General features: G+C 71.9%; 24 protein-coding genes. 15 read left to right on the top strand and 9 right to left on the bottom strand.

Annotated features, from left to right (window positions below):
* Positions 1 to 82 precede the first annotated feature (82 nt).
* From FHU36_RS05875 to truB, 4 genes are read left to right on the top strand one after another with little or no spacing between them, the layout of a single operon-like run.
* The gene (locus tag FHU36_RS05875; RefSeq protein ID WP_101788804.1) at positions 83 to 379 is read left to right on the top strand and encodes a DUF503 domain-containing protein; all 297 of its coding nucleotides are present in this window, start codon (positions 83 to 85) and stop codon (positions 377 to 379) included.
* Positions 380 to 420: 41 nt separating this feature from the next.
* Positions 421 to 870 carry a 30S ribosome-binding factor RbfA gene (gene rbfA, locus FHU36_RS05870; RefSeq protein WP_185082768.1) on the top strand — a complete coding sequence of 150 codons (450 nt, stop codon included), beginning with the start codon at positions 421 to 423 and terminating at the stop codon, positions 868 to 870.
* The gene (locus FHU36_RS05865; protein WP_312891447.1) at positions 867 to 2,039 is read left to right on the top strand and encodes a DHH family phosphoesterase; all 1,173 of its coding nucleotides are present in this window, start codon (positions 867 to 869) and stop codon (positions 2,037 to 2,039) included. The genes rbfA and FHU36_RS05865 overlap by 4 nt, the downstream gene beginning before the upstream one ends.
* The gene (truB, locus tag FHU36_RS05860; protein WP_185082767.1) at positions 2,036 to 2,905 is read left to right on the top strand and encodes a tRNA pseudouridine(55) synthase TruB; all 870 of its coding nucleotides are present in this window, start codon (positions 2,036 to 2,038) and stop codon (positions 2,903 to 2,905) included. Before FHU36_RS05865 ends, truB begins: the two co-directional genes overlap by 4 nt.
* A gap of 32 nt (positions 2,906 to 2,937) precedes the next feature.
* Here the strand turns inward: truB and FHU36_RS05855 are convergent, their stop codons facing one another.
* Positions 2,938 to 3,954, bottom strand: coding sequence for a TRM11 family SAM-dependent methyltransferase (locus FHU36_RS05855; protein WP_185082766.1), 1,017 nt, complete (start codon positions 3,952 to 3,954; stop codon positions 2,938 to 2,940).
* A 134-nt stretch (positions 3,955 to 4,088) separates the two neighbouring features.
* Between FHU36_RS05855 and FHU36_RS05850 the strand changes: the two genes are divergently transcribed.
* Positions 4,089 to 5,009, top strand: a complete 921-nt coding sequence (locus FHU36_RS05850) for a bifunctional riboflavin kinase/FAD synthetase (protein ID WP_185082765.1) — start codon at positions 4,089 to 4,091, stop codon at positions 5,007 to 5,009.
* Here FHU36_RS05850 and FHU36_RS05845 read toward each other — a convergent pair.
* Entirely contained in the window at positions 5,006 to 5,599 is a 594-nt protein-coding gene (locus FHU36_RS05845; RefSeq protein ID WP_312891446.1) for a TetR/AcrR family transcriptional regulator, read from the bottom strand. The genes FHU36_RS05850 and FHU36_RS05845 overlap by 4 nt on opposite strands.
* Positions 5,600 to 5,681: 82 nt before the next feature.
* Here FHU36_RS05845 and FHU36_RS05840 point away from each other — a divergent pair, with 82 nt between their 5' ends.
* From FHU36_RS05840 to FHU36_RS05810, 7 genes are all read left to right on the top strand, one after another.
* Positions 5,682 to 6,089 (top strand): VOC family protein, encoded by a 408-nt coding sequence (locus FHU36_RS05840; protein ID WP_185082763.1) that lies wholly within the window; start codon positions 5,682 to 5,684, stop codon positions 6,087 to 6,089.
* Positions 6,090 to 6,265: 176 nt separating this feature from the next.
* Positions 6,266 to 6,535 carry a 30S ribosomal protein S15 gene (rpsO, locus tag FHU36_RS05835; RefSeq protein WP_185082762.1) on the top strand — a complete coding sequence of 90 codons (270 nt, stop codon included), beginning with the start codon at positions 6,266 to 6,268 and terminating at the stop codon, positions 6,533 to 6,535.
* Positions 6,536 to 6,810: 275 nt separating this feature from the next.
* Positions 6,811 to 9,141, top strand: coding sequence for a polyribonucleotide nucleotidyltransferase (locus tag FHU36_RS05830; protein ID WP_185082761.1), 2,331 nt, complete (start codon positions 6,811 to 6,813; stop codon positions 9,139 to 9,141).
* Positions 9,138 to 10,451, top strand: coding sequence for a M16 family metallopeptidase (locus FHU36_RS05825; protein WP_185082760.1), 1,314 nt, complete (start codon positions 9,138 to 9,140; stop codon positions 10,449 to 10,451). Before FHU36_RS05830 ends, FHU36_RS05825 begins: the two co-directional genes overlap by 4 nt.
* Positions 10,452 to 10,505: 54 nt before the next feature.
* A complete protein-coding gene (gene dapB, locus FHU36_RS05820) occupies positions 10,506 to 11,243 on the top strand; it encodes a 4-hydroxy-tetrahydrodipicolinate reductase (RefSeq protein WP_185082759.1) in 738 nt (245 codons plus the stop codon).
* Between the two features lie 138 nt (positions 11,244 to 11,381).
* Positions 11,382 to 11,879, top strand: coding sequence for a GNAT family N-acetyltransferase (locus tag FHU36_RS05815; RefSeq protein ID WP_185082758.1), 498 nt, complete (start codon positions 11,382 to 11,384; stop codon positions 11,877 to 11,879).
* 23 nt (positions 11,880 to 11,902) lie between these two features.
* Positions 11,903 to 12,835 carry a quinone oxidoreductase family protein gene (locus FHU36_RS05810; protein ID WP_185082757.1) on the top strand — a complete coding sequence of 311 codons (933 nt, stop codon included), beginning with the start codon at positions 11,903 to 11,905 and terminating at the stop codon, positions 12,833 to 12,835.
* 17 nt (positions 12,836 to 12,852) lie between these two features.
* On the opposite strand, the gene FHU36_RS05805 is transcribed toward FHU36_RS05810, so the two are convergent.
* Genes FHU36_RS05805 through FHU36_RS05795 form a run of 3 tightly spaced genes read right to left on the bottom strand, consistent with a single transcriptional unit; the run spans position 12,853 to position 14,928 of the window.
* Positions 12,853 to 13,728: a 1,4-dihydroxy-2-naphthoate polyprenyltransferase gene (locus FHU36_RS05805; protein ID WP_185082756.1), complete on the bottom strand. Its 876-nt coding sequence runs from the start codon at positions 13,726 to 13,728 to the stop codon at positions 12,853 to 12,855.
* A 13-nt stretch (positions 13,729 to 13,741) separates the two neighbouring features.
* Positions 13,742 to 14,350, bottom strand: a complete 609-nt coding sequence (locus FHU36_RS05800; protein WP_185082755.1) for a GNAT family N-acetyltransferase — start codon at positions 14,348 to 14,350, stop codon at positions 13,742 to 13,744.
* Positions 14,351 to 14,394: 44 nt separating this feature from the next.
* Positions 14,395 to 14,928: a CGNR zinc finger domain-containing protein gene (locus tag FHU36_RS05795; protein ID WP_185082754.1), complete on the bottom strand. Its 534-nt coding sequence runs from the start codon at positions 14,926 to 14,928 to the stop codon at positions 14,395 to 14,397.
* A 44-nt stretch (positions 14,929 to 14,972) separates the two neighbouring features.
* On the opposite strand from FHU36_RS05795, the gene FHU36_RS05790 reads away from it, so the two are divergent.
* A complete protein-coding gene (locus FHU36_RS05790; protein WP_185082753.1) occupies positions 14,973 to 15,278 on the top strand; it encodes an ABM domain-containing protein in 306 nt (101 codons plus the stop codon).
* On the opposite strand, the gene FHU36_RS05785 is transcribed toward FHU36_RS05790, so the two are convergent.
* The gene (locus tag FHU36_RS05785; RefSeq protein WP_185082752.1) at positions 15,254 to 16,663 is read right to left on the bottom strand and encodes an aminotransferase-like domain-containing protein; all 1,410 of its coding nucleotides are present in this window, start codon (positions 16,661 to 16,663) and stop codon (positions 15,254 to 15,256) included. The two genes, FHU36_RS05790 and FHU36_RS05785, sit on opposite strands and share 25 nt — an antisense overlap.
* Here FHU36_RS05785 and FHU36_RS45485 point away from each other — a divergent pair.
* Positions 16,662 to 17,627 (top strand): DMT family transporter, encoded by a 966-nt coding sequence (locus FHU36_RS45485; protein ID WP_185082751.1) that lies wholly within the window; start codon positions 16,662 to 16,664, stop codon positions 17,625 to 17,627. The genes FHU36_RS05785 and FHU36_RS45485 overlap by 2 nt on opposite strands.
* 387 nt (positions 17,628 to 18,014) lie before the next feature.
* Here FHU36_RS45485 and FHU36_RS05775 read toward each other — a convergent pair whose 3' ends face one another.
* Entirely contained in the window at positions 18,015 to 18,446 is a 432-nt protein-coding gene (locus FHU36_RS05775) for a hypothetical protein (RefSeq protein ID WP_221495782.1), read from the bottom strand.
* Between the two features lie 246 nt (positions 18,447 to 18,692).
* Between FHU36_RS05775 and FHU36_RS05770 the strand changes: the two genes are divergently transcribed.
* On the top strand, positions 18,693 to 19,091 hold the full coding sequence (locus FHU36_RS05770) for an ASCH domain-containing protein (protein WP_185082749.1): 399 nt from the start codon (positions 18,693 to 18,695) through the stop codon (positions 19,089 to 19,091).
* On the opposite strand, the gene FHU36_RS05765 is transcribed toward FHU36_RS05770, so the two are convergent.
* Both FHU36_RS05765 and FHU36_RS05760 read right to left on the bottom strand, forming a co-directional pair.
* Positions 19,081 to 19,560 carry a GntR family transcriptional regulator gene (locus tag FHU36_RS05765; protein ID WP_185082748.1) on the bottom strand — a complete coding sequence of 160 codons (480 nt, stop codon included), beginning with the start codon at positions 19,558 to 19,560 and terminating at the stop codon, positions 19,081 to 19,083. The genes FHU36_RS05770 and FHU36_RS05765 overlap by 11 nt on opposite strands.
* Before the next feature lie 41 nt (positions 19,561 to 19,601).
* Entirely contained in the window at positions 19,602 to 20,090 is a 489-nt protein-coding gene (locus FHU36_RS05760; protein ID WP_312891445.1) for a GntR family transcriptional regulator, read from the bottom strand.
* Between the last annotated feature and the right edge of the window lie 854 nt (positions 20,091 to 20,944).

The raw sequence follows: 20,944 nt of genomic DNA, 5'->3' as shown, positions 1-20,944 counted from the left end.
CCTCTCGCACGCCTGGCCTGGTCCCCACCGCAGCAGGACCGGCGTGCGCTCGACTCACCAGCACAAGCGGTGGTTGCCAACGATGTATGTGGGTGCTCTGACCCTGGACATCCTGCTCGGCGACGTTCACTCGCTGAAGCAGAAGCGCTCCGTCGTGCGGCCTCTGGTCGCCGAGCTGCACCGGCGCTTTCCCGGCGTCGCCGTGGCCGAGACCGGCCATCTCGACCTGCATCGCAGGGCGGAGGTCGGCATCGCGGTGGTCTCCGCCTCAGCGGGCAACTGCAAAGAGGTCATGGACGCCTGCGAGCGGATGGTGGCCTTCCGCCCTGAGATCGAGTTGCTGTCGGCAAGGCAGCGGCTCTACAACGACGAAGACTGAACGACTGCACGACGGCCCGTCGTGTGTGAGGGGGAGCGAACATGGTGGACGCAGCACGAGCGCGCAAGCTCGCCGACCGCATCCAGCAGATCGTCGCCGAGATGCTGGAGCGCCGGATCAAGGACCCGCGTTTGGGCTTCGTCACCGTGACCGACACGCGCATCACGGCTGACCTGCGTGAGGCCACGGTGTTCTACACGGTGTTCGGCTCCGACGCCGAGCGGGCCGACAGCGCCGCCGCCCTGGAGAGCGCCACGGGCATCATCCGCTCGGAGGTGGGCAGGCAGACCGGCGTGCGCTTCACCCCGACACTGACCTTCAAGCACGACCCGCTGCCCGACAGCGCCCGCCAGCTCGACGACCTGATCAACGCCGCCAGGGCGAAGGACGAGGAGGTGGCGCGCCAGGCCGCGGGCGCCGCCTACGCCGGCGAGGCCGACCCGTACAAGAAGCCCGACGAGGACGAGCAGGCGGGACCCGAGGCACCGTGACGCCCGACGTACGCGACCGCGTCGAACGGCAGTCCCGCGCCGCCCGCCCGCCGGGCGGGACGGCGAGGGCCACCGTGGGCGCGCCGGGCGGCGGCCCGATCGGCGGCCCCGGTGGCGGCCCGAGTGGCGGTCCTGGTGGCGGACCGAGCGGCGGTGCGGGTGGCGGTGCCGCGGACGGCGCGGTGACCGGTGCCGGCCGCGTACCCGAGTCCACGTGGGCGCGCGCCCTGGAGCTGATCTCCGGGGCCGACGAGATCGCCCTGGCCTGCCACGTGTCACCCGACGGCGACGCCCTCGGCTCCATGCTGGCGACCGCGTTCGTGCTGCGCTCCCTCGGCAAGCGGGTGGTCGCCTCGTTCGGAGACCGGTACTTCGCGGTGCCGCGGCTGCTGCGTTTCCTGCCGGGCCAGGAGATGCTGACCCCTCCCGGCGACTTCCCGGCGGCGCCCGAGCTGATGATCACGTTCGACTCGGCGTCGCCCGACCGGCTCGGCCTGCTCCGCTCGAACGTCGCGGCGGCCCGCGAGGTCATCGTGGTCGACCACCACCCCTCCAGCTCCGGCTTCGGCACGCTCGGCCTGGTCGACCCGAAGGCGTCTGCGACCGCCATGCTCGTCGAGCAGCTCATCTACCGGCTCGGCGGCACGCTGGACCGTGACATCGCCATCTGCCTGTACGCCGGGCTGGTGACCGACACCGGCTCGTTCCGCCACTCCTCGACCACGCCGGCGGCCCACCAGATGGCCGCCCGGCTGGTCGCCACCGGCCTGCGCACCGACGAGATCGCGCGGGAGCTGTGGGACCGCTCGCCGTTCGGCTACCTCAAGGTGCTGGCCGCCGCGTTCGACCGGGTGGTGCTCGACGGCGCCCTCGTGTGGACGTACGTGACGCGGGTGGACCGGGCCGCCTACGGGCTGCCGTACGCGGAGCTCGAAGGCATCATCGACATCGTCCGGCGCACCGACGAGGCCGAGGTGGCGGCGGTGCTGAAAGAGGACGACGAGGGCGCCTGGCAGGTGTCCACCCGTTCCAAGGGCGCGGTCGACGTGGGCGCGCTCTGCGCGGAGCTGGGCGGCGGCGGCCACCACACCGCGGCGGGGTTCACCTCGCACGACAGCGTCGAGGCGACCATGGCCAAGTTCCTGGAGCTGCTGGGGAAGGTGCGATGACCGAGAGCGGCCTGATCATCGTCGACAAGCCGGCCGAGTGGACGTCACACGACGTGGTGGCGCGGATGCGCCGCCTGGCCGGCACCCGCCGGGTCGGCCACGCGGGCACCCTCGACCCGATGGCGACCGGTGTGCTGGTGGTCGGCGTGGAGAAGGCCACCCGGCTGCTCGGCCACCTGGCCCTCACCGAGAAGGTCTACACCGCCACCATGCGGCTCGGCGTCACCACCAACACCGACGACGCCGAGGGCGAGGTCACCGCGACCGCTTCGGCGGCGGCGGTCGACCCGGCCGAGATCCACAAGGGCGTCGCGGCGCTCACCGGTGACATCATGCAGGTGCCACCCCAGGTCAGCGCGATCAAGGTGGACGGCAAGCGGGCCTACAAGCTCGCCCGCGCGGGCGAGGAGGTGGCGCTCGCGGCCCGTCCGATCACCGTGCACGCCTTCGAGGTGCTCGACGTCCGCCCGCACGACGACGTGATCGACGTGGACGCGGTCATCACCTGTTCCAGCGGCACCTACATCCGGGCACTGGCCCGTGACCTCGGAGCCGGCCTCGGCGTGGGCGGCCACCTGACGCGGCTGCGCCGCACCCGGGTCGGCCCGTACGACCTGAGCACGGCTCGCACGCTCGACGAGCTGGCGGCCGAGTGCGTGATCCTGCCCATCGGCGAGGCCGTGGCGGCGGCGTTCCCGCGGCGCGACGTGACGGCCGAGGAGGCCCGCACGGTTCGGCACGGCGGGCCGCTGCCCGCGACCGGGCTCGGCGCGGGACCGATCGGGGTGTTCGGCCCCGATGGGGAGCTGCTCGCGCTCATGGAGGAGCGGGGCCGGTCGGCCAAGGCGCTGGCGGTCTTCGTTTAGCGGGCTTCGTGCAGCGGGCTTCGTGTGGCGGGCTACGGTTTGCGCGCCACCATGATGTCGCGCACGATCGCCTGGTCCACCCAGTGCTCGAAGTCGGGGTAGGCGACCACGTCCAGTCCGGCCGCGCCGAGCACGGCGGCCAGGTCGTCGCGGTCGCCTCCGTAGGTGTTCCAGGCGATGCCGAGCGCGCCGCCCGGCCGCAGCAACTCGGCCCAGACCGGCACGGCCTGCCGGAGCAGCTCCAGCGGGCTGCGCGACAGCCCCCGCCCGCCCTTGCTGCCGTGCTGAACGCCGTAGGGGGCGTCGGTGGCGATCACGTCGAACGAGCGCGGTTTGAACACCTCCCTGCTGCGCAGCGTGTCGGTGTTGACCACGCTGACGCGCTGCACGTCGCCTGCCTTGTACGCCTCCTTCGACAGCGCGAACGTCACGTCGAGCCGCCGCCCGACCAGGGCTCGCTCGCGCCGCACCGGGACGGTCTCGGCCGTGTGCTTGAGCCGCTTGTTCCGCAGCCAGGTGCGCATGAACCCCGAGTAGGCCTCGAAGTCCTTGCCGTCCACGTCCACGCCGAAGGCGTCGTAGCCGTACATGAGGGCCTGGTTGAGCGTGGTGCCGCGCCCGCACATCGGGTCGAACACGGTCAGCCGCCCGTCGAGCGGTCGGCCCGAGGCGAGCACCGTGACGTTCAGCAGCAGCTTGGTGAAGTGCTCGTTGGTCTTGCCGGCGTACTTCTGGATGGTGATCAGGTCGCTGCTCAGCCGGTCGAGCGGCCGCATGGGCAGCGGGCGCAGCAGCTCGCCCTCCCGCCCGAACACGGCGTAGACCGACGACAGGTTGGACAGCAGCGCCACGTCGGCGGCCGACAGCGGCTCGGCGGTGTCGAAGCCCACGTACGGCAGGCCGCCGATGACGGTCTCCTCGATGCCGGACACCTCGGCCCGCAGCGCCCGGTCGCTGAAGACGGCCAGCTCGGAGCGGGTCAGCCGGGCGGCGCTCTCGCCGTAGACCCGGTTGAAGGCGGGCAGGATCAGCAGTACGTATCGAGGCATGGTGTGACGATGCTATCCCTCCCGCAAGGCCCCCTCGGTTGGAGGGAATACCCGGCCGCATGGCACGCTTGAGTGGATCGATCCGCAGCAAGTGATCCGCAGTCAGCGATCGACGACGAGCGAATGGGGCCGGCGTGCAGGGTTCGGAGAGGTCCGCGGTCACGATCGGGGTGTTCGACGGCGTGCACCTCGGCCACCGGCGGGTGGTCGAGCGCACCGTCGAGGCCGCCCGGGCGCGGGGAACGCGCAGCGTGGCCGTCACGTTCGAGCCGCATCCGGCCGAGGTGGTGCTGCCCGGCTCGCACCCGGCCCGGCTCACCACGTCGAGGCGCCGCGCCGAGCTGCTGACCGGGCTGGGCATGGACGAGGTGCGCGTGCTGGACTTCTCGCTGGAGCTGTCGCGGATGAGCCCCGGCGACTTCGCGCAGGCCGTCCTCGCCGACCGGCTGCACGCGTCGGTGGTCGTGGTGGGGGAGGACTTCACGTTCGGCCACCGGGCGGCCGGCGACGTCGAGACGCTGCGCGCGCTCGGCGACAAGTACGACTTCGCGGTCGAGGCCGTGCCGCTGCTCGACGGCGTCTCCAGCAGCCAGATCAGGGAGCGGCTGGTGGCGGGTGACGTCGAGGGCGCCGCCGCCGGCCTCGGACGGCCACACCGGGTCGAGGGCGTGGTGGTGCGCGGCTATCAGCGCGGCCGGCAGCTCGGCTTCCCCACGGCCAACGTGGAGACCCCGCCGCACACGGCGATCCCCGCCGACGGCGTTTACGCGGGCTGGCTGGAGTGCGTGCCGGTGGCCAACCTGCCCGTCGTCTACGCGGGCGAGCGGTGGCCGGCGGCCATCTCGGTCGGCACCAACCCGACGTTCGAGGGCGTGCCGCGCACGGTCGAGGCGTACGCGCTCGACCGCGACGACCTGGAGCTGTACGGCGTGCACGTCGCGGTGGACTTCGCGGCCAGGCTGCGCGGCAACACGCGGTTCGACTCGATCGAGGCCCTGATCGACCAGATCCACGCCGACGTCGCCGACACCCGCCGCCTGACCTCCGCCCCCTAACGCCCGGCGGGCGCCCGGAGCGAGTCCAGCAGGCGCGACAGGGCCGCCAGCGTGTCGGCCAGGTCGTCGGGCCCGGCCGACTGGGCGAGCCACAGCACCGCCTCGTTCATCGCGCCCGACAGCAGGTGGGCCAGCGGCGCCACCGGCTGGGCGGGGATCGTGCCGTCCTCGGCGAGCGTGGCCAGCGCCTCGGCCAGGTGTCTGGCGGAGGTGGCCTCGTCGATGGCCCGCCACTCGTTCCAGCCCAGCACCGCGGGCCCGTCGATCAGCATGATCCGCTGCACCTCCGGGTCGGCGCCGGCCGTCACGAAGGCCGCGCACCCCGCCTTGAGCTGTGCCCAAGGGTCGCCGGCCGCCTCGGCCGCGGCCGCCACCCGGGCCGCCACCTCCTCCTGCACCTGCGCCAGCACCGCGCGGAACAGGTCGGCCTTGCCCTCGAAGTGGTGGTAGAGCGCCCCCTTCGTCACGCCCGACTCGCGGACGATCGCGGCCAGGCCCACCGCGGCGTAGCCCCTGGCCGCGAACAGCCGCCTGCTCTCGGCGATCAGTGTCCGCCTGGTGCGCTCCCGCTGCTCGGCCCTGGTCGTCACCGCGCCCCCCACATTGACATACCGATGGTACGCCAATACCGTACCTCGACATACCATCGGTATGTGAAATCAAGGAGAGAGCATGGAGCTCAGCAGCTTCTACCCGGTCATCTGCACGGAGAGGCTCCCCGAGTCGCGCGACTTCTATGTCCGGCTGATGGGGTTCGAGGTGACGTTCGAGGCCGACTGGTACGTGAGCCTGCGCCGCGGGCCGTACGAGCTGGCCCTGCTCGACCACGCCCACCCCACGCTGCCCGCGGCCTACCGCAGGCCCGTCGGCGGTCTGCTGCTCAACTTCGAGGTGGCGGACGTCGACGCCGAGTGGGAGCGGCTCGTCACCGGCGAGGGGCTGCGGCCCGAGCTGGAGCTGCGCAGCGAGGACTTCGGCCAGCGGCACTTCATCGTGGCCGACCCCAACGGCGTGCTGATCGATGTCATCACGCCCATCGCCCCGTCGGAGGAGTTCGCCGCCCAGTACGTCACCCCGTGAGGCGCAATCACGCGGAGTAACGCGGGCACGCGGCGAGGGTGGTACGCTGACATGTCGGCTCGGTGACGGCGCCGCCGCGCGCTGCCCTGAGGGCCTTCGCTGCGGCGACTGTAGGCACGCACGGTCGTTCGCTTCCCAGTACACACATCCGCGTGCCCGTAGATAGAAGGAGAGCCGTGTCCCTCGACACCGCTGCCAAGAAGTCCATCATCGCCGACTACGCGACGACCGAGGGTGACACCGGGTCGCCCGAGGTGCAGATCGCGCTGCTGAGCAAGCGCATCAGCGAGCTGACCGAGCACCTGAAGACGCACAAGCACGACCACCACAGCCGTCGTGGTCTGCTGCTGCTCGTCGGGCGCCGGCGCCGCCTGCTGAAGTACCTGCAGAAGGTCGACATCGAGCGTTACCGTTCGCTCATCGAGCGACTCGGCCTGCGCCGATAGCATGGAAAGGGAGCGGCGCTCGCGCCGCTCCCTTCTCATATAGCCCGGCGCGGCCGGTTTGGACCGGCGCGCGCCTGGCATACAACTGAAGATCAGAGACACTTACAGCCCCCGCGTCCGTTCAGCACCATGCGACCCGCGACGCCTGCGGGCCGGTCCTCGGTAGTGGCTTCCGGTAACCAAGACCGGGCGCTTCGATCGAAGACCGGCGCTGCACCTAACGAGGGTGCCGGTGAGAAAAAGGGCGCGGGTGACCGACCAAAAGGAGGTCCCCCGTGGAGGGTGTCCACACCGCCGAAGCCGTCATCGACAACGGCTCGTTCGGCTCGCGCACGATCCGGTTCGAGACGGGTCGTCTCGCGAGGCAGGCGGCCGGTTCGGCCGTCGCCTACCTCGACAACGACACGATGGTGCTGTCCGCGACCACCGCGTCCAGGCAGCCCAAGGAAAACCTCGACTTCTTCCCGCTCACGGTCGACGTCGAGGAGCGCATGTACGCCGCGGGCCGCATCCCCGGCTCGTTCTTCCGGCGTGAGGGCCGTCCCTCCGAGGACGCCATCCTCACCTGCCGGCTGATCGACCGGCCGCTGCGCCCGTCGTTCGTCAAGGGCCTGCGCAACGAGGTCCAGGTCGTCGCGACGATCATGTCGCTCAACCCCGACCACCTCTACGACGTCGTGGCCATCAACGCCGCGTCGCTGTCCACGCAGCTCGCCGGGCTGCCGTTCTCCGGCCCGATCGGCGGCGTGCGCGTCGCACTGATCGACGGCCAGTGGGTCGCCTTCCCGACCCACTCCGAGCTGGAGCGGGCCACGTTCGACATGGTCGTGGCCGGCCGGGTGCTGGCCGACGGCGACGTCGCCATCATGATGGTCGAGGCCGAGTCCACCAAGGACACGCTCAAGCTGGTCGCCGAGGGCGCCGTCGCGCCCACCGAGGAGACCGTGGCCCAGGGCCTCGAGGCGGCCAAGCCGTTCATCAAGGTGCTGTGCGAGGCGCAGTCGCGCATCGCGCAGGTCGCGGCCAAGGAGACCGCCGAGTACGCCGTCTTCCTCGACTACCAGGAAGACGTCTACAACGCCGTCGAGGCGGCCGTGAAGACCGAGCTGGCCGCCGCCCTCACCGTCGCCGCCAAGCAGGAGCGCGAGGCGGAGCTGGAGAAGGTCAAGGCGCTGGCCGCCGAGAAGCTGCTGCCCGAGTTCGAGGGGCGCGAGAAGGAGATCAGCGCCGCCTTCCGCTCGGTGATGAAGAAGCTCATGCGCGAGCGGGTCATCAAGGAGGGCGTCCGCATCGACGGGCGCGGCACCAAGGACATCCGCGAGCTGTTCGCCGAGGTCCACGTGGTGCCCCGGGTGCACGGCTCGGCCCTGTTCGAGCGTGGCGAGACCCAGATCCTGGGCATCACCACGCTCAACATGCTGCGCATGGAGCAGGTCATCGACACGCTCAACCCCGAGCGGACCAAGCGCTACATGCACAACTACAACTTCCCGCCCTACTCCACCGGTGAGACCGGCCGGGTGGGCTCGCCCAAGCGCCGCGAGATCGGCCACGGCGCGCTCGCCGAGCGGGCGCTCATCCCGGTGCTGCCGACGCGCGAGGAGTTCCCGTACGCGATCCGCCAGGTCTCCGAGGCGCTCAGCTCCAACGGCTCCACCTCGATGGGCTCGGTCTGCGCGTCCACGATGTCGCTGCTGGACGCCGGTGTGCCGCTCAAGGAGATGGTCGCCGGCATCGCGATGGGCCTGATCGGCGAGGGTGACGACTACGTCACGCTGACCGACATCCTGGGCGCCGAGGACGCCATGGGCGACATGGACTTCAAGGTCGCCGGCACCAAGGACGTCATCACCGCCCTGCAGCTCGACACCAAGCTCGACGGCATCCCGGCCTCCGTGCTGGCCGGCGCGCTCAAGCAGGCCAAGGGCGCCCGCCTGGCGATCCTCGAGGTGATGCAGGAGGCGATCGACTCCCCGGCGGAGATGAACCCGACCGCGCCGCGCATCATCACGATCAAGGTCCCGGTCGACAAGATCGGCGAGGTCATCGGCCCGAAGGGCAAGATGATCAACCAGATTCAGGACGACACCGGCGCCGAGATCACCATCGAGGACGACGGCACGATCTACATCGGCGCGACCGACGGCCCGGCGGCCGAGGCCGCCCGGTCGGCGATCAACGCCATCGCCAACCCGCACATGCCCGAGGTCGGCGAGCGCTACCTCGGCACGGTCGTCAAGATCGCCGCGTTCGGCGCGTTCGTCTCGCTCATGCCCGGCAAGGACGGCCTGCTGCACGTCTCGCAGATCCGCAAGCTGCACGGCGGCAAGCGCATCGAGAACGTCGAGGACGTCATGAGCGTCGGCGAGAAGATCCAGGTCGAGATCGCCGAGATCGACCAGCGCGGCAAGCTGTCGCTGGTGCCGGTCGAGGTCATCGAGAAGGAGGCCGCCGAGAAGGGGGACACCCCCGAGCGGGCGGACGACTCCGACGCCGCCGGTGACGCCCCGGCCGCCGACGACAAGCCGCGCGAGGAGCGTCCGCGCCGCACCCGCACCCGGGTGCGCGCGCCCCGCAACGAGGGTGGGGACGACCGCAACTCGTGACCACGACAACTACGCTGCACCCCGGCCGCGACGGGGCCGGGGTCGTCCAGCGCACCGTCCTCCCCGGTGGGCTGCGCGTGGTGACCGAGACCATGCCGACCGTGCGCAGCGTCGCGGTCGGCATGTGGGTCGGCATCGGCTCGCGTGACGAGGCCCCCGAGCACATGGGGGCCACCCACTTCCTCGAACACCTGCTGTTCAAAGGCACCCCCACGCGCGACGCCATGGAGATCTCGGCGTCCATCGAGGGCATCGGCGGGGAGATCAACGCCTTCACCGCCAAGGAATACACCTGCTACTACGCGCGGGTGCTGGACGAGGACCTCAAGGTCGCGGTCGACGTGCTCGCCGATGTGGTGACCAGCTCGCTCGTCACCGACGACGACGTCGAGTCGGAGCGGGGCGTGATCCTGGAGGAGATCGCCATGCACGACGACGACCCGTCCGACGTCGTGCACGAGCAGTTCGCCGCCGCCCTCTACGGCGACTCGCCGATCGGGCGGCCCATCCTCGGCACCGTCGAGTCGATCAACGCGCTCGGCCGCGAGCGGATCGCCGAGTACTACCGCCGCTACTACGAGCCGCGTCGCACGGTCGTCTCGGTGGCGGGCAACATCCGCCACGAGGAGGTCGTGGAGCTGGTCGCGCGGGCCTACGAACGGGCCGGCGCGCTCGGCGGGCCGGACGAGTCGGAGCTGCCCCGCACGAGCGGCCCCGGCGCCGAGACCCACTCCAGGGTCCGGGTCCTCGACCGGCCCACCGAGCAGGCCAACCTGGTGCTCGGCACCACCGGCATGGCCCGCACCGACGACCGCCGCTTCGCGCTCAGCGTGCTCAACGCCGCGCTCGGCGGCGGCATGTCGTCGCGGCTGTTCCAGGAGATCCGCGAGAAACGCGGCCTGGCCTACTCCGCCTACAGCTACACCTCGGCCTACGCCGACACCGGGCAGTTCGGCATCTACGTCGGCTGCCTGCCGTCGAAGATCGACGACGTGCTCAAGATCTGCCGTGACGAGGTGGCCCGCGTGGTGAGCGAGGGCCTGTCGGCCGACGAGATCACGCGGGGCAAGGGGCAGATGCGCGGCGGGCTCGTCCTCGGCCTGGAGGACACCGGCTCGCGCATGTCGCGGATCGGCAAGAACGAGCTGGTCTACGACGAGCTGCTGTCGGTGGACGACGTGCTCGCCCGCATCGAGGCGGTCACCCCCGGCGAGATCGCCGAGGTGGCCGCCGACGTGCTCAACCGGCCGCTCACGCTCGCCGTGATCGGCCCGTACGGCGACAAGGACTTCTCCGACGCCATCTCCTGACACGCGCGGGCCCTCACGTGGGCCCGCGCGCCGCCGCCGTATAGGGTTGACCGTGTGATCAAGGTAGGTGTGCTCGGCGCCCGCGGTCGCGTGGGCGTCGAGGTGTGCAAGGCGGTCGAGGCGGCTTCCGACATGGAGCTGGTGGCCGCACTCGACAAGGACGACAGCATCGAGGGCCTCGCGGGCGCCGAGGTGGTCGTCGACTTCACCCATCCCGACGTGGTGATGGGCAATCTCCAGTGGGCCATCGAGCACGGCATCCACCCGGTGGTCGGCACCACCGGCTTCGACGCCGCCCGGCTCGACACGGTGCGCGAATGGCTGGCCGCCGCACCCGGCACCGGCGCCCTGATCGCCCCCAACTTCGGCATCGCGGCCGTGCTCATGATGCACTTCGCGCAGCAGGCGGCCCGCTACTTCGAGTCCGCCGAGATCGTCGAGCTGCACCACCCGAACAAGGCCGACGCCCCCTCCGGCACCGCCCGCCACACGGCCGAGCTGGTCGCCGAGGCCCGCGCCAAGGCCGGCATGGGCGCCATGCCCGACGCCACCAGCACCGCCCTCGACGGCGCGCGCGGCGCCGACGTCGACGGGGTCCGCGTGCACGCCGTACGGCTGGCCGGGCTGATCGCCCACCAGGAGGTGCTGCTCGGCGGCGACGGCGAGATCCTCACGATCAGGCACGACACGATGAGCCGCGCCGCGTTCACCCCGGGCGTGCTGCTCGGCGTGCGGCGGGTGCGCGAGCGGCCCGGCCTGACCGTCGGCCTGGAGGCCCTGCTCGACCTCTGAGACACGACGTGCCCACGACCCCGGTGTGAGGTGGTGGGCACGAAGTGAGGAGGGGCTCTCGGCGCCGCACGGCCGAGCCGCACGATCTGCACACTAATCCAGATGCGCCCGCCGAGCCCGGCATGAGAACGTGTCGCCATGGTGCGATGGGCCGAACACGGCGAGCTCGCGGGTCTGGTGCCGATCGAGCTGGCGGCCGACGGGTTGTTCGAGCAGGTGGGCATCACCTTCCCGCCGGGCACGACACAGGTCGAGGAGGTGACCGACCCCGCCTCGGTGCTGGTCGAGGGCGAGCCGCCCGCCGGGTTCGCCCTGGTGGGGTGGGTCGACGGAAACGTGCACCTCGACCAGCTCGCCGTCCACCCCGGCCGGATGCGGCAGGGCGTCGGCGGCCGGCTCGTCACGGCGGTGCTCGACCACGCGGCGGCGAGCGGCGCTCCGGCGGTGACGCTGACGACCTTCCGCGACGTGCCGTGGAACGCGCCCTGGTACACCCGGCACGGCTTCACGGTGCTGCCGGAGGAGCAGTGGGGGCCCGAGCTGCGGGCGCTGGTGGAGCACGAGCGCGAGCTGGGCATCGAGGTGGCCCCGCGTGTGGTGATGAGCGCGGTGACGGGCCCCCGCCCGTCCCGCTGACGGCGGTGCGTAGCCTGGACGCCATGAGAGCGATGCAAGCGACCCGTCATGGCGGCCCCGAGGTGCTGGCCGAGGCCGAGATGCCGGACCCGGTGCCGGGGCCCGGCCAGACTCTGGTGGACGTGGAGGCGGCCGGCGTCAACTTCGCCGACCTCAAGCGGCTGGAGGGCAGCTACAACCCGTCACCGACACCGTTCGTGCCCGGCTCCGAGGTGATCGGCCGGACCGAGGACGGGCGGCGGGTGATGGGCTTCGCGGGGCAGGCGTACGCGTCCAAGGCGGTCCTCGACCACCCGGTGGAGGTGCCGGAGAGTCTGGGCGCCGGGGCGGCGCTCGCGCTGCTCGTCCAGGGCCTTTCGGCCTGGCACCTGCTGCGCACGGCCGCCCGGCTGGCGCCGGGGGAGACGGTGGTGGTCAACGCGGCCGCCGGCGGCGTCGGCCACCTGGCGGTGCAGCTTGCCCGCGAGTTCGGCGCGGGCCGGGTGATCGGCACCGCCTCGACGGCCGGCAAGCGGGCCCTGGTGATGGAGCTGGGCGCCGACGCGGCGGTGGACGGCGAGGCCGACGGCTACGCCGAGCGGGTGGCCGAGGCCAACGAGGGCCGCCCGGCCGACGTGGTGCTGGACGCCGTGGGCGGCGCCGTGTTCGAGGCGGCCCTGGGCGCGCTGGCCCCGTTCGGGCGACTGGTCACCTACGGCAGCTCGTCCGGGCAACCGCCGGCTCCGGTCGACCCCGGGCTGCTCGCCCAGCGCAACATCGCGGTGGCGGGCTACTGGCTCGGCGGCTCGCTGCACCTGCCGGGCACCATGGACCCGCTGCGCGACCTGCTGGAGCTCACCGCCGCGGGCCGGCTGCGGCCCATGGCCGGCGGCGACTACCCGCTGGCGGAGGCCGGGCGTGCCCTGGAGGACCTGGCGGCCCGCCGCACCACCGGCAAGCTGGTGCTCCGCCCCTGACGGGCGCCGAGGGGCCGCTAGAGGCTGACGGCGAGGCCGATGGTGAGGAGCAGCCCGTAGACGAGCTGCAGCTTGCCCGTCTGCTGCAGGACACCGATCAGCGCGGGCCCCACGGCGCCGTGCAGCACCGTCTTGACCGGCAGGATCGCCAGCGGCCCCGAGAGCACCGCCAGCGCGGCCAGCGGCGCCAGCGGGGTCATCGCCACGGCGATCGCCAACGGCACGACCAGGCACGCCGCGTACAGCCGCCGGGTGCGCTCGGCGCCCAGCACGACCGCCAGCGTCCGCTTGCCCGACTGCCCGTCGGTGTCCACGTCACGCAGGTTGTTGACCACGAGCATCGAGCACGACAGCAGCCCGACCGGGACCGACGCCACCAACGCCGCCCAGGAGAGCTGCTCGGTCTGCACGTACGCCGTGCCGGTCACGGGCACGATCCCGAAGAAGACGAACACCGCCGCCTCGCCCAGCGCGCGGTAGCCGTACGGGCTCTTGCCGCCCGTGTAGAACCACGCGGCGGCGATCGCCGCGGCGCCCACCAGGAGGATCCACCAGGCGCGCGTGGCCAGCACGAGCGTGAGGCCCAGCACGGCGGCGGCGGCGAAGCAGCCCAGCGCCGCCGCCAGCACCTGCCGCGGCGCGGCGACCCGTGACCCGACCAGACGCATCGGGCCCACCCGCTGGTCGTCGGTGCCGCGGACACCGTCGCTGTAGTCGTTGGCGTAGTTGACGCCGATCTGCAGCAGCAGCGCGACGAGCAGGGCGACGAGCGCCCGCCACCACACGAAGCCGCCCTCGCCGATCGCCACGCCGGTGCCGACCATGACCGGCACGACGGCGTTCGGCAGGGTCCGCGGGCGTGCGCCGGCGATCCACTGGCCGGGGGTTGCCATCTCGAAGCAGTCCTTAACTGATGTCGGTGGTGAGCCTGACCATGCGGATCGGGCGGCCCATGTCGAGCACCCGCTCGGCCATGTCCTCGCCCCAACCCGCCGACTCCAGGAAGCCGAGCACGGCGTAGTTGTCGGCGAACGTCCAGGTGACGATCTGCCGGTAGCCGTCCTCGCGCAGGTGGTCGACCGTGGCGTTGAGCAGGCGGCTGCCGTGCCCGCGCCGGACGAAGTCGGGGTCGACCAGCAGCGTCAGCATCTCGGCGACCTCGGTCGGGTCGAGATCGGGATCCTCGGCGGGAGCGTGGGAGGCCAGCCCGACCACCCGCTCACCGCCGCGTGGGGTCGCCAGGGCGGCGCTGCCGCCCGCCCCGAGCGCGGGGAAGCCCTCGGTGTCGAGGATGGTCTCCACCGCGACCAGCACCCGGTGCCTCGACGTGGGCGGGGCGACGATCGCCTCATCCCACTGCCGCAGCCACATCTTCTCCGCCGCCGGGCCGGTCATCTGCTCCAGAGGGCCCTCGGGGAGGAAATCCCGATAGCCGTAGCGCCAGGCGCGGATCTGAACATTCGCCACCTGAAGCACATCCTCGCGCCGGGCCGCCCGGACGCCTACGTCTGCCATCTCGGCCCGCTCCTTCGCCTGCCGTCCATGCCACAAGGCACGTGTTACACCGTATCGGTGTTTCGACCTTGGGGAGGACGCGAACCCTGCTTCCTTGCCCGGTAAGCGCGTGTTTTGGTGCGGTTGCCGCAAACCCGCATGGAACACCACGAGCGTGATCGATTCCTGGAGGCGTCGACGAACGCCCACTGACAGGTGTCCTCGGCGCAGACCTTCAGCCGGTTCCACGAGGCGCCGGTGACGGAGGCGGCGATCGCCGCCAACGCGCCCCGGACACCGCCGTTCATCGGGGCCAGCCGTGGCCTGCCACCCGCGGTCACCCGCGGCCCGTCACCCACGGTCACCCGCAGCGGGAGGACGGGCAGGTCGGCCGGCTCGCCCCGCAGTGCGGCGCGCAGCCCTTCGCGCAGCGCGACCGCCGTGGCCAGGTCGTCGTCGCCGGCGCGGTCGCCCGGCCCCGTCAGGCCGCGCTCGCGCAGCCACACCGCCAGCTCCGCCGGCGAGGCCAGCTCGTCGGTGTCGGACTCCACGTCATAGGTGTTGAGGAAGTCGCGCACGGTCTCCGCGGGCGCCAGCATGCCACCACTGTACGGCAATGGCCGGTTGCAGGATGATGGCTCCTATGATCGTTCGCACCTGGCGGGGCTGGACTCGCCCGGCCGACGCCGCCGCCTACGAGGACTACCTGATGCGTACGGGGTTCGCCGAGTACACCGCGACCCCCGGCAACAAGGGGGCGTACTTCACCCGGCGCGACGCGGGAGAGCGGACCGAGTTCTTCCTGATCACGCTCTGGGAGTCGTGGGAGGCGGTCAGGGCGTTCGCGGGGGACGAGCCGGGCCGGGCCGTGTTCTACCCCGAGGACGACGCGTTCCTCGTCGACAAAGAGGTCACCGTGGACCACTACGACGTCTTCGCCAGCACCTGATCGAGCGCCTGCCCGAGCCGCCGGGCGCCCTCCGCCAGCTCGCGCAGGTGGGTGGCCGCGATGTGCGTCACCCGGACGCGGGGCCCGGGCGGCTCCGACGGGTAGTACATCCGGCCGGGGCTGACCAGCGCGCCGTTGCGCTTGGCCGCCTCGACCAGCGCGCCCTCGTCCACCTCAGGCGGAAGCCGGAGCCACAGGTGCATGCCGCCCCGCGGCAGCAGGTGCAGCTCGGCCGCGGGCATCCGGATCGCCAGCTCGGCCGCCAGGGTGTCGCGGCGGACCATGATCTCCGCCTGCACGGCCTCCAGATGCCGCCGCCAGCCGGGCGAGCCGAGGAACTCCAACGCCGTCTCCTGCAACGGCCTGGCCACGAAGAACGACTCCACGAGCTGGCTGGCCCGCAACCGGTGCGCGGCGGGCCCGCGCGCGATCACCGCCGCCACTCGCATGCTCGGTGACAGGATCTTGGTGAGCGAGGCGATGTAGACGACCGTGCCGTGCGGATCCATCGAGACCATCGGCGGAGGAGCCTGGCCGGTCAGGTATCGGGCGAAATCGTCCTCGATGACGAACGCGCCCGCCTCCCGGGCCACCTGGAGCACCTGGCGGCGGCGTTCAGGTGGCAGCGTCGCGCCCGTCGGGTTGTGCAGCGTCGGCTGGGTGAGGAACACCCGCGCGCCCGTCACCGCGAACGCCTCGGCGAGCAGGTCGGGCCGGACGCCGTCGCGGTCCATCGGCACGGCCGCCGCCCGCAGGCCCGCCGCCTTCGCCGCGGCCAGCGCCCCCGGATAGGTCGGCGTCTCCACGAGGATTCGCGTCCCCGGGGCCGCCAGCGCGCGGAAGGCGTGCGTCAGCGCGGCCTGGCCGCCGGAGACGATGAGGGCGTCGCCCGCCGTCACGTCGCCGCCGGCCTCCGCCGCGAACCACCGGCGCAGCTCTGCCAGCCCGTTCAGCGGCGGCATCGCCCAGGCGTCCGGCCGGCGCACGGCCCGTGCCGCCGCGGCGGCGAGCTGCCTGTCGGGCCGCAACCCGGGATGCAGGTAGCCGCCGGTGAGCGGCACCACGCCCTCGGGGGCGCCGCTGAGCAGGTTGACCACGGCCGACTCGTCCACGACGCGGTCGCCCAGGGCGACGGTCTGCCACGAAAGGTCGGCCGCCTCGGCGGGGCGCTCCGGCGGGTGCGCGACGAAGGCGCCGCTGCCCGGCCTGGTGACCACCCGGCCCTCCGCGGCCAGCCGGCCGATGGCGCGCGAGACGGTCACGGGGCCGACGTTGTGGCGCCGCATGATCTCGCGGCTGGACGGGAGACGGTCGCCGGGGCGCAGCCGGGTGACCTCGTCGCGCAGTATCGCGGCGATCTGAGCGATACTGCTATCGTTATCCATGAGGGAACATAATAGCGCTATCGCCTCGGAGCGGATAGCAGTATCCACACCGGGCACCCCCGTCCCCACGCCCTCCGGCTCCTCCGCCGCGCGGGCCGGCAGGACCGGAACCGCGCTGGCCTTCCTCGGTGTCCTCGCGTTCTCGGGGTCGTTCCCGGCCACCGTCCACGCGATGCGCGGGTTCGACCCGTGGCTCGTCGCCGTCGGCCGGGCCGTGCTCGCCGGGGCGATAGCACTTGTCTGTCTCAAGGCCGCCCGCGTGCCACTGCTACCGCCCCGCGACCGCTGGCCCTCCTACGCGCTGATCTCCCTCGGCGTCGTCTTCGGCTTCCCCGTCTTCAGCGGCCTGGCCCTCGACCTCGGCGCCACGACCGCCCACTCCGCCGTCGTGATCGGCCTGCTGCCCGCCGCCACAGCCGCCTGCGCCGTGCTGCGGGCCGGCGAACGTCCCCGCCCGCTGTTCTGGGCCGCCTGCACGGCCGGCGCCGCCGCCATCACCGCCTTCACCTTCACCCGCGACCAGGGCGTGGCGAACGCGGCCTGGGCCGACCTGCTCCTGGTCGGCGCCCTGCTGTCGGCCGCCGTCGGCTACACCGAGGGCGGCAGGCTCGCCCGTGTCACCCCCGGCTGGCAGGTGATCTCCCACGCCCTCGTGCTGTCGCTGCCCCTCACCGTCCCGGTGACGGCGGTGCTCGCCGCCACCACGCCCCTTCGACCGTCCGCCGAGGCGCTGGCCGGGTTCGCGTACGTGGGGGTGGTGTCGATGTTCCTGGGCTTCCTGCCCTGGTACGCCGGCCTGGCCCGGGGCGGCATCGCCAGGGCGGGCCAGACCCAGCTCACCCAGCCGCTGCTCACCCTGGTGTGGGCCTGGTTCCTGCTGGGGGAGCGGTTCGGCCCGGCCACCGTGGCCGGCGCCCTGGCCGTCCTGGCCTGCGTCGCCGTGACGCAGCGCACCCGCGCCTGAACCGCGGCAGGCCCGCGCCGAACCCGCCGGCGTTCCTGAAGCGCCATCGGCAAAGCCTCCCCAACCCGCCGACGGGACCCGGCGCCGAACACAACGGGCCGTACGCGGGCGGCGGGTCGTACACGGGCGGCGGGCCGTACGCGGGGGGCGGGCCGGACGAGGGGAGGGCCGGCGGGTCCTACGCGGGGCGGTGCGGCGGGCCGTACGCGGGGGGCGGGCCGTACGCGGGGGGCGGGCCGGACGAGGGGAGGGCCGGCGGGTCCTACGCGGGGCGGTGCGGCGGGCCGTACGCGGGGCGGAGGTCTCGTGGACGTGCGTCCGGCGGTGACAACGAGCGGGACCGGTCGGTGGGAACAGCCCTCAGGCGCCACTGCGGGAGATCGCATCTCAGGGCCCGGGCCTGGTCCGCCGCTGGTGGGCCAGGCTGCACACGCCGAGCGCCGCGCCGAGGCCGGTGAACGCGAGGCCGCCCACCACCCCCACCCAGGGGGACCATCCCTCCGCGTCGCCGACCGTGAACCCGAACGACGCGGCCAGAATGGTGCCGAGCCCGTACGGCGTCAGCATCGCGGCCCCGGCCCAGCCGGGCACCAGCAGCGCCGAGCGTGGCACCTTCGTGCCCCAGGACGTCACCAGCGCCGCCAGGAGCATCATCCCCGCCAGTGCCCCCACGGCGGTGAAGTCGAGACCATGGCGCTCCATCCACACGACCACCGCGGGCGCGCCGTTCGCCGCGAACTGGGCGGCGAGATCACCGGCCGGCCTGCCCGCCGTCCCGCCCAACGCCCAGTAGGTCTTCATCACCGCGTACGGGACCAAGGCGGCGACTCCACCCCACGCGACCGTCGAGGGCGTCCTACCGTTCATTCCGCTCACACGCCGAATCTGCCGCGACGCCCTCGTCCGCACCTCCCCCCGCCGGGCGAGCCCCTTCCCCCGGACAGGGGAGAACGCCGGAGGATCCGCCCCGATCACCCATGACCTCGCCTCAGGACCATGGGCCGGATCGACACGTTCGGCGGCCCTCGGACCGTGACCTCGCCGCCAAACCCTACGATCAACGACATGTGGGGACGAATCGACGGGCTGCGCGTACTCGAACTGGGCGCGCCGGGGGAGATGCGCAGGCAACTGACCGACCTGACGCTCGCGGGCGTCAAGCGGGCCACGGCCGGGCTGCTGGAGCTCGACTACCACGCGGAGAACGAGCCGCTGGAGCACGTCGGCGAACGCCTGGCGCTGGTGGACGATTCGGGGGCCAAGGTGGCCGAGCTCGAGGTCGTCGACGTCCAGCTCGTGCCGTTCGCCGAGGTCACCTGGGAGTTCGCCGAGGCGGAGGGAGAGGGGTTCCGCTCCGTCGACCACTGGCGCGACGCCCACCGCCGCTACTGGGCCGCCGAAGGTCACGAGGTGGACGCCTCCACGACGGTGGTCTGCCTCCACTACCGCCTGGTCAGCGACTAGGCCAGTGCTCCTCGGGCGAGACGTAGCTGCCGCGCTGGGGGACGGTGTAAATCCACCCCTCCTCCCGAAGGAGCGCCATGGCCCGCCGTACGGTCTCGCGGGCCACGTCGTACCGCTGTGCCAGGGCGGTCTCGCCTGGAATGGGCCGACGTGGGCGTAACCCGCCGGTCAGGATGGCGGCGCTGAGCTCGGTCGCTATCTGCTGATAGAGGGGCATCTTGCGAGGAGAACGCGGTGCCTGCCCCGGGGCTCCGACGAACACACCTTGGCCTGGTACCGCGTGGACGATCCCCTCGTCGCGCAGCACTCCGATCGCTCGGCGCGCGGTGGTGCGGGCCACTCCGAACTCCTGCTGGAGCTGCGCCTCGCTCGGAACGGGCGCGCCCGGTGGAAGGCCGTCGGCGATTCGTGTGCGAACGATCCGACTGATCTGCAGGTAGAGATGGGTGTCACCCTCGCGATCGAGCATGCGCCTCAGACTATGGGAGCGCGGCGCCGGAGCGTGTGCGGTCAGGGACTCTCCGCGTCAGGCCACTTGTCGGGGCTGGCGACGTACGTGCCTCTATAGGGGACGGTGAACACCCAGCCTTGATCCCTCAGGTGGGCGACAGCCTGTCGGGCCGTCACCTTGGCGACACCGTACTCCCGCATCATGACCTTCTCGCCGGGGATCGCCCTGTTCGGCGGGATCTCGCCGCGCCTTATGCGCTCCGCGACCTCCTCGGCGATGCGCTGGTAGACGGGGATCTTTCTCGGCGCGCGCGGGTTGCCGGGCTCGCCGACGAACGTGCCCTCACCCTGGATCGTGTACGCCATGCCCTGTTCGCGCAGCTCTCGGGCGACGCGCCTCGCAGTGGTGCGGGCGATGTCGTAGTCCCGCTCCAGCTTGGCCTCGCTGGGCACGGGGTCTCCCGCTTTGAGCTCGCCGCGCTCGATCTGCTCGCGGATGAGGTCGGCGAGCTGCTTGTAGAGGGGCACAGGACCTTCGCGATCAAGCACGTTGGGAGTATAGACGAAACCGTACAGCGATGTACAAAGCAGACACTCATTCGAGCGTACGGATACGTAGGTAGACCCTTAGAGATGTATGGTCTATATTTATCGAGTGCTTTGGGGATCTCACGACTGTCTCAGCCCTCACGTGGCGGAACCCCGTGACACACCCTTGGCGATCGACTGGGACCGCGAACGGCCTCGTACCGAACGGGTGCGCGTGCGTGCCCACACCTGTGCCTGTCGGCCGATCTTCTACGAGTTGTGCCAGGCGGGCGGATTGCGCTTCATCAGGAGGACCACTGTGCGACGTGGACGCATGAAAACCATGGAGTCCCCCCGAGCCCAAGCTGCGGCGGTTGACTGCCTGTGGGAGTTGTTGCTGACCGGAAGAGCACGATGATCGCTGATGTCGGGCTCGTCCTGTGCCTGCCAGCCCCATGACACTCGCTGATGCTCCGGTGACGCCTTTGGCCCGAGAAGCGAGTGGGCATCCCCGCTCACGTGCGCGCAGAGCGCCTATACACTCCTGAGCCTCGATCGACGGGCGTCGCATCCGTGCGCGTCCGCTCACCTGGGCAAGCAGTGGCTCTGGCTTGTCCTTGCCCCGGCAGGTGTCATCCTGCAACATCACCGCCTGCCAGGCCCACTCTCTTCGGATCCCTCGTTTACCCGCAGGTCGAGTTTTCGCCTGCGGGGATGCCGCGCTGCCTCGTGCCAGAGCCTGCTCGTTCAGTCGTAGCGCAACGGCCCAGGTCCTCCGCGATCTGGTGAGTGGGCGCAGGCCAAGATCCTGTTCGAGGCGGGTGCAGGAGCCCGCGTTCAGGCATGCCAGCCGGGCACCTCGTCGTGGCCCAGCC

Source organism: Nonomuraea muscovyensis (genome assembly GCF_014207745.1).
Classification (GTDB): Bacteria; Actinomycetota; Actinomycetes; order Streptosporangiales; family Streptosporangiaceae; genus Nonomuraea; species Nonomuraea muscovyensis.
This window is presented reverse-complemented; position numbering and strand designations above follow the sequence as displayed.